The organism is Proteus myxofaciens ATCC 19692 (genome assembly GCF_001654855.1).
In the GTDB taxonomy this organism is placed as follows: Bacteria; Pseudomonadota; Gammaproteobacteria; order Enterobacterales; family Enterobacteriaceae; genus Proteus; species Proteus myxofaciens.
This window is the reverse complement of the sequence record NZ_LXEN01000034.1, coordinates 1-10,368: the sequence shown is the minus strand read 5'-3', so window position 1 is coordinate 10,368 and position 10,368 is coordinate 1. Positions and strand designations below refer to the sequence as shown.

The window sequence follows — 10,368 nt, the reverse complement described above, 5'->3', positions numbered from 1 at the left end:
GTTTACTGTGCTTAAATAAAATCATTATTTACTTTAAATTATTTTTTAATTTGTTCACAACAAGTTAGATATTAAATTTTCTATTAATAAGCTAGATTTAATTACTTATTATTTTGGTAAAGTAAGATTTTTATTGTAATCTTAAAAAAATCAGGCGCTAATATAAATGATATTGCTTATTAAAAATATTGCGCCTAAAGAGTTAGAGCATTTTTTTTACATATTGTTCTGTTTTATTTATCACATCTTGATAATGAGGATATATCGATGAAGCATCATTAATTGTTTTTTTTATATCTTGAATGACTAATTGTTTTTGCTTAGGTGTTAATGTTAGTAATAAAGATTTTAAGACAACCTTTAAGGCTGCGACTTCATACTCCATATTGATCACTTTTTTTTTCATCATAACCCCGAAAAGACTTGTTTAGCTATGCTTGTGTAAATGTTAATTTTTATATTAATTAAATAGTTAAGTAAATCTAAGAAAAATTTTTCTAGAAAAAATGCGTTATCTAGCAATAACTCTTCATAATAAAAGTAGGCGATGAGTTAAGAATTAGCAAAATAAGGATATGATTTATCCATTTTAACAAGATAATCAAATAGAAAGAAAATAATGAGTTAATAATGTTTTTGAATATTGAATTATATAAATAGGATGCTATCAGGAAGCATCCTAATTATTTTTATAAAAATTGATAGTGGTTCATTTGCATCAAGATTGAATCATTTTTTTTACATATTGGTCTGTAAGATTAATAATTTCATTAAACTGTGGATATTTACTTGATGTGTCCTCAATCAATAAAGATATATTACCTAACATATCTCGTCGTTGTTTGTCATTTAAAGTAGTAAGTAAAGATTTGATAACGATTTTTAGAGCCGCTATCTCGCATTCGATCTCTTTAAAATGTTTATCCATAATTTACCTGTTAGATTTTGTGAGATAGTAATATAAATAGTTTCTTTGTTAACCTCAATTATTGCTTTATATTATTTAGAGATATATCTCATATTGTAAGTAAGGAAAAGAGTAATGGTAAGTCACCATAAAATAACTTTTATTAACTTATGCTATCAACTAGCATTAGACTGAACTTTTCATAGTAAGAAGAACAGTTAAAATTTCTTTCTTGATAAAGATATTAACCCGCTAACTAAAAGTAAGTGTACTTTATTAATAATTTTATTCTGTACTGATAAATAGAGATAAAATGAACGAAAGTGATTATTTTTTTATTGAAATTACTAAGATGTATAGAATATTTATTTTAAACTATAAATAAATACATAATTTATTTATAAATAAAAAATTCAAGGAAATAAAAAGTAAAAAGAAGCTCTATAAACTAAGAGCTTCTTTTTTATTTTTTAAGGTTACTTATGATTATGTTTTACAAAAGCCACATATGCATCAACCCAATTTTGCATGAAACTTGCTGATTTTTCTGAAAACTGTCCGTTTTCAATCATACCTTCATACCATTTTAAGAAACATTCTGGCTGATTGAGTGTTGGCATATTTAAAAAAGCCAATGAATTACGTAAATGTTGTTGAGCAATTGCTGTACTGATATTACCAATAGAAACACCGATAATGCCTGCAGGAATAGTATCCCAAGCATTAGTACCATAAGGGCGTGATGCTTGGTCTAACGCATTTTTAAGGACACCAGGAATTGAACGATTATACTCAGGTGTAACAAAAACAATGCCTTGGCATTCTTTTATTTTTTTCTTAAAATCAACAACAACGGCAGGTGTATTATTATCATCATCTTGGTTATAGAGAGGGAGCGCACTTATATCTAAAAATTGACAATTAAATTCTTTTGGAAATAACTTAATCAATGCATTTGCAGTTTGTTTGTTATAAGAATCTTTTCTTAAACTCCCAACAACAATACCAATTTTAAAATCACTCATTTTAACTCTCCTATAGGGTAGGATAAAAAGAATATCAATTGACATTCTGATTTTTATTTTATACTTATATAGGTAAACATCAATAAGATATTAATTACTTATTTACTCGGAATTGGGGTAAATAAAAGTATAAATTCATATTAAAATTTTTATTATAATCTGCTAGTATTTGAGATATATAAAAAATAGTGAGTTTATTGTTATATGTGTTCTAACTAACATTCATTTTTTGAAGTTACTTATATTGTATGTACAATAATTTCCGAGAAATATTTAAGATCATAATAATGGGTAACTTCTTTACTATCTTAGACATTCTTCGCTTTATTTAGTATGCAGTAGGTAATAGAAAATTATAAGGAAATGGCTTAAAATGCGACAACTCATATGCTCTTATTTTAGACTGTTTAGAACTAAGGAAAACCGATGTCCTTATTAGAAAATAAAAAGACTTTCTTGGCTGTTTTGATGGCAACAAGCATTCTTGCTTTATCAGGATGTGCAGGGTCTGATGCTCATCAATCTACAGCAGTAACACCTGTTTCAGCTAAACCAATACAAGAGAACGTTTCTGTTAATAGTGCACAAGAAGCTGACACGAGTGTTTATAACAAAAATTCAGAACCAAAAAAATCAGGGGTAGTGTCACAAAACGGTTGTATAAATCAACTGGACTCATTGAAAACATTTTCACCTTCTGACTATAAAGCCATGGTGAAATCTTTCAAGGAAATCAGTGAGATCAATGCGATGTATCATAGTGTTGAGAATACTGCCAGTAAAGATAGCTTAGATTTATTGAAAATGAGTATTGAATCTAAAACAGAAGTATTGTGTGCAAAAGTTCGTTATCTCTCAATAATGTCTGTGAATTCCACATTAAAAAAATTAGGTGATTAATTATTATGAAATTAAAGCAGAGTGTTTGCCTTGCTTTTATGTTATTTCCAACATTAACGTTTGCTAATAATGAGTTCAATTCAACCATTAATGATTTTGATCTTTATCTAAAGACTCAAAAAACAAACGACACGGGGCATAAAACACCTGCTACAATTTCATCCACAAAATCTGAACAGATTAGTGTTGAGGATCGTACTTCGACGAATACTCAACACAATAAGCCTCAGCCTAAAGTAAAATCGCCACAGATAACATCAGTTGGTAGCCATGCTACTGTCGATAATAAACCTAATATTTCATTATTAGAAAATTGCCCTATATTGCCGGTTAATGATGCCACTACAAATAATGATTACACTCGTTATTTAACACCTTTACTCTCTTTTGTTCCTATTCAGTCTCAGTTTTTACCTGAGAATTTGAATAGGAATAGTCAAAGTAATAAGGCATCTGTCTATAATCCTCTTGCACTTTATTCAAAAGAGAGCTATCCCAATGTAGTTATTAATGAAAATTCGCTACTAGATATTATTCCTAATATCTTTTATTCAGCTACAGCAGTTCCTTTACATTTTATATATGAATTTAATCGTTCTGTTTTAGATAGAAAACAACCACTTTTTAATAAAGAACTTTTAAATCGTTTAGCGAATACAAGAGAAAAATATCACACGTTAGAGCAGCAATATACTGAGCAAATGAATTTGCTCAAGCAACAATCAGAAAAGCTTCAAATAGCGAATAATGAAATTAATACGTTAAAAAATTCGCTTATTGAGCGTGAACAACAACTTGTAACTGCTAATAATTTACTAAAAGACGACTCTAGCAAAAAAGAGTTGGTAAAATTACAAGGAATGTTAGAGAGCCTGCAAGCTGAAAAAGGCAATATTGATAAAGCATTAGCGGATAAACAAATGACGCTAGCGCAAGCCGAAAAAGAGAAGGCGGATTTACAAGCGCAATATCAACAAGCACAACGTCAGCTTACTAACAGTGGTGATGCGAATAAACAAGCTTTAGCCGAACTCGAAATTGCTAAAAATAACGAGATCAAACAACTACAAGCCTCTTTAACGAGCTCTCAAGGTGATCACGACAAACTTTCTCAACAATTAGTGAAAGTGCAAGAACAGTTAGCACAAATCGAGAAAGAAAAAGGCGAGTTACAGCAACAATATACCCAAGCTCAAACTTTGCTAAAAGACGACTCTAGCAAAAAAGAGTTAGTAAAATTACAAGGAATGTTAGAGAGCCTGCAAGCTGAAAAAGGCAATATTGATAAAGCATTAGCAGATAAACAAATGGCGCTAGCGCAAGCCGAAAAAGAGAAAGCGGATTTACAAGCGCAATATCAACAAGCACAACGTCAGCTTACTAACAGCGGTGATGCGAATAAACAAGCTTTAGCCGAACTCGAAATTGCTAAAAATAACGAGATCAAACAACTACAAGCCTCTTTAACGAGTTCTCAAGGTGATCACGACAAACTTTCTCAACAATTAGTGAAAGTGCAAGAACAGTTAGCACAAATCGAGAAAGAAAAAGGCGAGTTACAGCAACAATATACTCAAGCGCAAAGTTTGCTAAAAGATGACTCGACAAAAAAAGAGCTTGAGCAATTACAAACGAGATTACTGAAAACAAATGCTGAGCGTGAAACGCTTGAGAAACAATTAACAGCGAAAGATGCTTTATTTGAAGATACGAAACAAGAAAATAAACAATTAAGTGAGGCTTATCGTAAAGAATTAGCACAGCTTAAAGAGCAAATAGAAAAAAATAATCAAGAACAGGCGCAGTTAAATAAATCACTATTGATTGCTCAGCAACAAAAAGAGGAATCAAAAGAAAAATTACAAGCCATTGATGAAATTAAACAAGAGTTAAAAAATAAAGAAATAGAATTAAGTAATCTTAAAAAGAATGCTTCTGCTGATCAAAGCACAATTAATAAAGCGATTGCCGATAAAGATAATCTTATTGCTGAATTAGAACAATCACAAGGTGATTTAACGAAAAAGTATCAAGCTTTAGAAGAAGAGTTTAAGGATAAACAACAATTAATTGCTGAGCTAAATACACGTAAATCAGGTGATGAAAAAGCCTATGCTCTTTTAGAAAAACAAATTAATGAAAAGCAAGCAAATACGGATAAGTTAACTGCACAATTAACCGAAATAAAATCTCAGTTAGAACAAAGTAAAACAGAGAGCTTAACGCTGGCTAATAAGCTTAAAGAACAAGAAGCAGAATCTCTTGCTAAAGCAAAACAAAATAGTAACTCTGTATCTGATACAGAAAAACAACTTAATGACGCGAATAAACAGCTTGAAGATCAGCGTAAATTAGCATTAACAGCCCAAAATAAAAATACGCAATTAAACGAGCAGATAAAAGAAAAAGACGTTGTTTTAGCTAAATTGACGACTGAAGTAAAAGATATTAAAAAAGAGAATGAATTAATTAAATCTCAATTAGAGAAATTAGCTGGCGAAGGGCAAATGATTGCCAGCCAGCTTGATTATGCTTACTCTGTAATTAGTAAAGGTAATTCACAGCGTAATAAGTCAATTTTATCTGATATACAGAAACAAAATTATATCAGGTATGATGATGATACTTACTTTAAAATACTTAAACAGGGTAAACCTGCAACGAGACTTACAGAAAAAACGATTGTATTTACTATGCATGAAGAATTGACTGATGGGACGGTGACGCTTGATTATAATAAATCGAACCCATTGATTTTACCATATCGTCAACTACCGTTCCCATTAAATACTTTTATTGCTAAAGCCGGTATCAATGGTAAAGCTAAAGTTTATATCAAACCAAATGGTGGATATGGTAAAAATGGCTTGCCAGGTAAAGTACCACCAGAATCTATGTCGATAATATCGATTGAAGTATTAGATATAAAATAATAAGTTAAATAAATCTTTCAGCACTTCTAGTTTCGACTAGAAGTGCTTTTTTAATACCATAAAAATTTATCATTTTTCAAACATAAAGAACGTTTAAGAAGCCATTCTTTTAATTTTTCAGCATATTCTGGCTGATTAGGAATACGATTTAAAATATCCCAAATTGGCGTTAATAACTCAGATTCGGGGTTAATATTTTTAATGTAATCCAATGAATTTGTAATTTTTATATTAAAAATAGGTTCTGTTTTCCATATTGTAATTAGCTGTTGTATATCTTTTTTAAGTTTATCCTCAATGATTAATAGCCGAGTTTTATCTGCATCCAACTTAATTCTTATCTCACTTAAAGATAAAAATGGAGGATTAATATGTGAAGGTTGTTTTTCTTCAAGTAGCTTAATATTTTCATATTGAGTGATTTGTAACTCTAACGCCTTCTTTTTTTCATATAACACAAATATATCCGGTGTAATATTACCTATCCACCAAATAAAAAGTGGCTTAATTACGGCTTGAATCAAGCGTAAATGATCGTTTAAATTGATTGTCGCACTCAGCGAGTTACTCCAATCTATGCAGGATGGAGACTCCAATGATAGATCAGATGACGGCGTCTTAGGAATTTGAGCTAATGCTAAAATTTCATGCATATCATCCTTACTCATTTCCACGGAGCAGTGTTTTTTACGTAAGAACCATGTTGAGTGTAATAAATCTTCTAAGCTTTCTCTGCATAAAAGACGACTTAATATTTTAATTTTTTTTTCGTTAATATTATTTTCATTAAAAAATAAAGAAAACTGAAGATCAAACAAATTATCAACAGTTTTCTTATCTTCATTTATCATGATTTTTTTTAATAAATCTAAATAATCATAATAATGATATTTGCTAGTATAGGGGGACTCTTTTATCACAATAATGTCACTCACTCGTAAGAATAAATTTTGAGTATTCTAGCGGTGAATCAAAAATTGTTATTGTGATATTCGGTCGGATTTTTTATAGTTTTAACTTAAGATTTCTCGCTTTACTTGGTGTCATGCTAAAACGTCGATGATAACTTTGTGTGAAATAAGATTGACTAGAAAAACCTGATTCCATTGAAATATCAACAATACTCATTTCAGTTGTTAATAGTAATTGATGTGCATAGATGATTCTTCTTTCGCATATCCATGTTCTTGGTGAAGTACCATAGACGTGATTAAAAAGCTCTTTAAATGTCGTTAATCCCATCCCAAATTCACGAGCAAATTGTTTTAATTTCCAATTTTTAAGATGATTTTTTTCCATAAAAATTTTAAGGCGATCAACTTGGCGATGACTTAATTGACGAAACAGTGCCATTAAATCAGCGCCTTTTTCTGTAGAAAGAAGAAGTATTAATAATTCTTCAACGCGAAGCTGAGTAAAAGTATCTGGGCATACTTGAGAGGAGAGATATTCAAATCCATTACTGCAAAAATGAATCAATGGTGAATCATGAAAACAAATAAAGGCAGATGAAAATTCCTTCTCCCTTTCTATTTTGCTAAGAATATCACTATATTTGGACATGAAATTTCTTAAAAAATCATCGGAAAGAGGAATATATAATATTTCGCAAGGGTCTTGTTCTTTTGTTTTTATTGTATAACTTCCTTGTTCTAAAAACAGAATTTTATCTTGTTCAACAGCGATGGTATCAGTACAATTTTGCAATACAATTGTATTTTTTCTTATAATATATAAAGCTTTTTGGTCGTTTTCTAATATTTGATATTGCGGATAGAAATAGGATTTTCTTTTGATTGTGCAGTCAAATTGACTATTTTCACAGCATTGCATTGTATTCATTTTTCGCCCATAAAATTATATTTATTAATATCACTATATTTTTAATTCAATAAATAAAAATCTATTAAAATAATGCTTTCATTATTGAGGTGTTATTAAAAATAAAAAAAAGAATGTTTTCTTTATTTTGATGTGGTTTTTTTTTAGATATTAGACATAGCTTTTGCCATTTCTTATTTAAGATAAGTTGCGGAAAATAATTTAATGAGATTTTAAAAAAATTGCAAAAAGTAAATTTAATATAAATGTTTTTATAATAAATGAGTGAATAAGATAGTGATAATAAATTGTAATTTTAATTTTACAATTCAAATTATTGAATTATATAATCTTTTGTTTACAGTTGGTTATGTATGGGGTGATAATTTTACACTGTAAAAAAAGTTAGATTAAGAAAATTATTAAGAATAAAATAATGTTGTTTTTTTTGTTCTTCTTTGTGTTTTTTTTGTATTTAAAATGAGATTTTAATGTAAATAAATATTGAATAAGCTAATGTGTTTAGTTAGTAACCATATGTTATATTTTACTAGTACTGATAATTTCATTGCTCATCTATCTTGTTTTACTCTCCGTTTTTATGGGATTGAACACGGATCAATTTATTTTAATTTGTTTTAAATAGTAATAACACTTAATATCAATATTTGTATATTATCAAACTATGATAAATAAACTTTAAGTCTATATTATTTATGTGATGATGATCGCAGGTTTTTTTATTATTCATCATACAAATGAAAATTCACTTAACATATTAAATTTAATATTTATCTTATTTGTATGTCAAAAATAAATTTAAATGTTATCAAAGTCAAATAATTAATATGTAATCTTCTACTATCTGTAATAATTAATGATATAAGTTAAATCTCTAAAATGAAACCAATTATTAGTTCTATTTTTACAATTATATTTACTATTTTCCTATTAATATAGTGAATGCATAAAAGTATTTATTATCAGGGAGGTTGAATACTCGCTAATTATGAATAACAAGCAAATATTACAGCATATTATTTTTAGTGGAATATGGATCATTTGGACGCTTACTTTATTCGCTTTTTGGTTAGATAAATTGACTGGCGAACTATTATTTCTCTTGATCTTAATTTTAAGTGTCGTAATTTATTCTATAACGTTGAGGTTTAAAAAAATAGCTATGTTTAGTCGCAAAACAGAAACATCTAAAGTAATAGAACCTGTTACTCCTATTGTAGTAGCAACAGAAGAAACCAAACCCATAGCAGAACAAAAGTTATATACTGTTATTGCTAAAGGCTCTGCATTCCATGGTGATATCACTCTTGAAGGTGATATTCAAATTTGGGGTAAAGTAACAGGTAATATTAATGTAAAAGACGGCGTAATTCGCATTATGCACGCAGGTCAAGTAGAAGGCGAATTAACCGCCCCTGATATTATTATTGATGGACTTGTAAAAGGAATTTGTGCAGCTAATAATCTCGATATTTTAGAGCATGGAGAATTACGGGGAACAAGTCGTTGTGGAAGCATGTCTATTAAACGTGGTGGTATTTTCACTGGACAATCCGAACAAGTTGAACATCAAGCTAAATCTGTAGCACAACAACGTGTCATTTCTATCAAAGATGGAACACAGACTAATAAAGAAAAATTAATAGAATCTACAGAGCGTCAATTAAAAGAAAATAAAAAATAGATTTAGTAATAAGTTTATATTATTCGTCAGTTATCCTACTCTATCATTATTATCTTAATTGTAATAAATAAGAGGATAGTGATGGAATTAGACACTCTAAGACTAACATTACGAGAATGGCGTGAAAGTGATAAAGCGTCATTTTTTTCAGAAATCACCTCATCTCCTGATGTAATGAAATATTTTCCATCAGTGTTGACCCAAGATGAAAGTAATAAACTTGTTGATGCAATATGTGAAAGGTTCAAACAATATAAAGGATGGGGATTATGGGCGGTTGAATTAAAAAGCACACAAGAATTTATTGGTTTTGTTGGATTAAATCGTCCTAATGATACATTACCTTTTTCACCTTGTGTTGAAATAGGTTGGCGTATTGCCAAAAAATTTTGGCGACAAGGTTATGCTTATGAAGCAGCGTGTGAAGTGTTGATATTTGCATTTGAACACTTGCATCTTGATGAAGTAGTTGCCTTTACCGCAGTTTTAAATACGCCTTCACAAGGTGTAATGCAGAAGTTAGGGATGCAACAGTCTGAATATTTTATACATCCTGCATTAGATAAAAATCATCCTTTAGCAAAACATGTTTTATATCGGTTAAAAAAGTAAATATTACTTTTCTACTGTTCGTGTTGATTTACGTTTTTCTGGAATAGGGGGAACGGGTTTTCTATCATCAATAAGATGACGAATGGCTAAAATAGGATGATAAATTAACATTCGAGGACCAGCCCAACGCATAATTTGTTTCATCGCCTCCCTTTTGGCTGGCTGATAACAGTGAATAGGGCACTGTTTACATGCAGGTTTTTCTTCACCATAACGGCATTTATCAAGCCGTTTATAAGCATAATCAAGAAGTTGTTCATAATAATTTTCATCTTCTTGTATATGTGAACGAGAATAAAGAGAAACCATTTTCTGGATTGTTTTTTTCTCTCTGTTTACTCTTTTGCCCGTCATTATTGAGCCTCTAAATGTGTATATTAAATACATCTTATCACTAGCTTTAACTTGAAGCGAAAACTATCAATAAAATGTGATAAAAATTTTTATCAAAAGGCTTTTCTTTTT

Annotated in this window: 10 protein-coding genes; 4 read left to right on the top strand and 6 right to left on the bottom strand. The window is 29.6% G+C overall.

The annotated features are described in order from the left end of the window. Positions 1-202 precede the first annotated feature (202 nt). The 3 genes from M983_RS03980 to M983_RS03970 form a co-directional block, all read right to left on the bottom strand. Positions 203-406 (bottom strand): hypothetical protein, encoded by a 204-nt coding sequence (locus M983_RS03980; RefSeq protein WP_066747384.1) that lies wholly within the window; start codon positions 404-406, stop codon positions 203-205. A gap of 312 nt (positions 407-718) precedes the next feature. Further along, positions 719-928, bottom strand: coding sequence for a sigma-S stabilization anti-adapter protein IraP (locus M983_RS18030; protein ID WP_066747380.1), 210 nt, complete (start codon positions 926-928; stop codon positions 719-721). A 455-nt stretch (positions 929-1,383) separates the two neighbouring features. After that, positions 1,384-1,932: an NADPH-dependent FMN reductase gene (locus tag M983_RS03970; protein ID WP_066747374.1), complete on the bottom strand. Its 549-nt coding sequence runs from the start codon at positions 1,930-1,932 to the stop codon at positions 1,384-1,386. Positions 1,933-2,358: 426 nt separating this feature from the next. Here M983_RS03970 and M983_RS03965 point away from each other — a divergent pair, with 426 nt between their 5' ends. Next, on the top strand, positions 2,359-2,832 hold the full coding sequence (locus tag M983_RS03965; RefSeq protein ID WP_066747371.1) for a hypothetical protein: 474 nt from the start codon (positions 2,359-2,361) through the stop codon (positions 2,830-2,832). Positions 2,833-2,837: 5 nt separating this feature from the next. Beyond that, on the top strand, positions 2,838-5,765 hold the full coding sequence (locus M983_RS03960; RefSeq protein ID WP_066747368.1) for a hypothetical protein: 2,928 nt from the start codon (positions 2,838-2,840) through the stop codon (positions 5,763-5,765). Positions 5,766-5,815: 50 nt separating this feature from the next. Here the strand turns inward: M983_RS03960 and M983_RS03955 are convergent, their stop codons facing one another. Continuing rightward, positions 5,816-6,685, bottom strand: coding sequence for a T3SS regulon anti-activator ExsD domain-containing protein (locus M983_RS03955; protein ID WP_245684009.1), 870 nt, complete (start codon positions 6,683-6,685; stop codon positions 5,816-5,818). 85 nt (positions 6,686-6,770) lie between these two features. Continuing rightward, positions 6,771-7,607, bottom strand: coding sequence for a helix-turn-helix transcriptional regulator (locus M983_RS03950; protein WP_066747362.1), 837 nt, complete (start codon positions 7,605-7,607; stop codon positions 6,771-6,773). A gap of 1,162 nt (positions 7,608-8,769) precedes the next feature. Between M983_RS03950 and M983_RS03945 the strand changes: the two genes are divergently transcribed. Then, positions 8,770-9,291 (top strand): bactofilin family protein, encoded by a 522-nt coding sequence (locus M983_RS03945; RefSeq protein ID WP_245684008.1) that lies wholly within the window; start codon positions 8,770-8,772, stop codon positions 9,289-9,291. Positions 9,292-9,372: 81 nt separating this feature from the next. Next, the gene (locus M983_RS03940) at positions 9,373-9,903 is read left to right on the top strand and encodes a GNAT family N-acetyltransferase (protein WP_210433225.1); all 531 of its coding nucleotides are present in this window, start codon (positions 9,373-9,375) and stop codon (positions 9,901-9,903) included. A 3-nt stretch (positions 9,904-9,906) separates the two neighbouring features. Here M983_RS03940 and M983_RS03935 read toward each other — a convergent pair whose 3' ends face one another. Continuing rightward, positions 9,907-10,257 (bottom strand): nitrous oxide-stimulated promoter family protein, encoded by a 351-nt coding sequence (locus tag M983_RS03935; RefSeq protein WP_066747353.1) that lies wholly within the window; start codon positions 10,255-10,257, stop codon positions 9,907-9,909. Positions 10,258-10,368 lie beyond the last annotated feature (111 nt).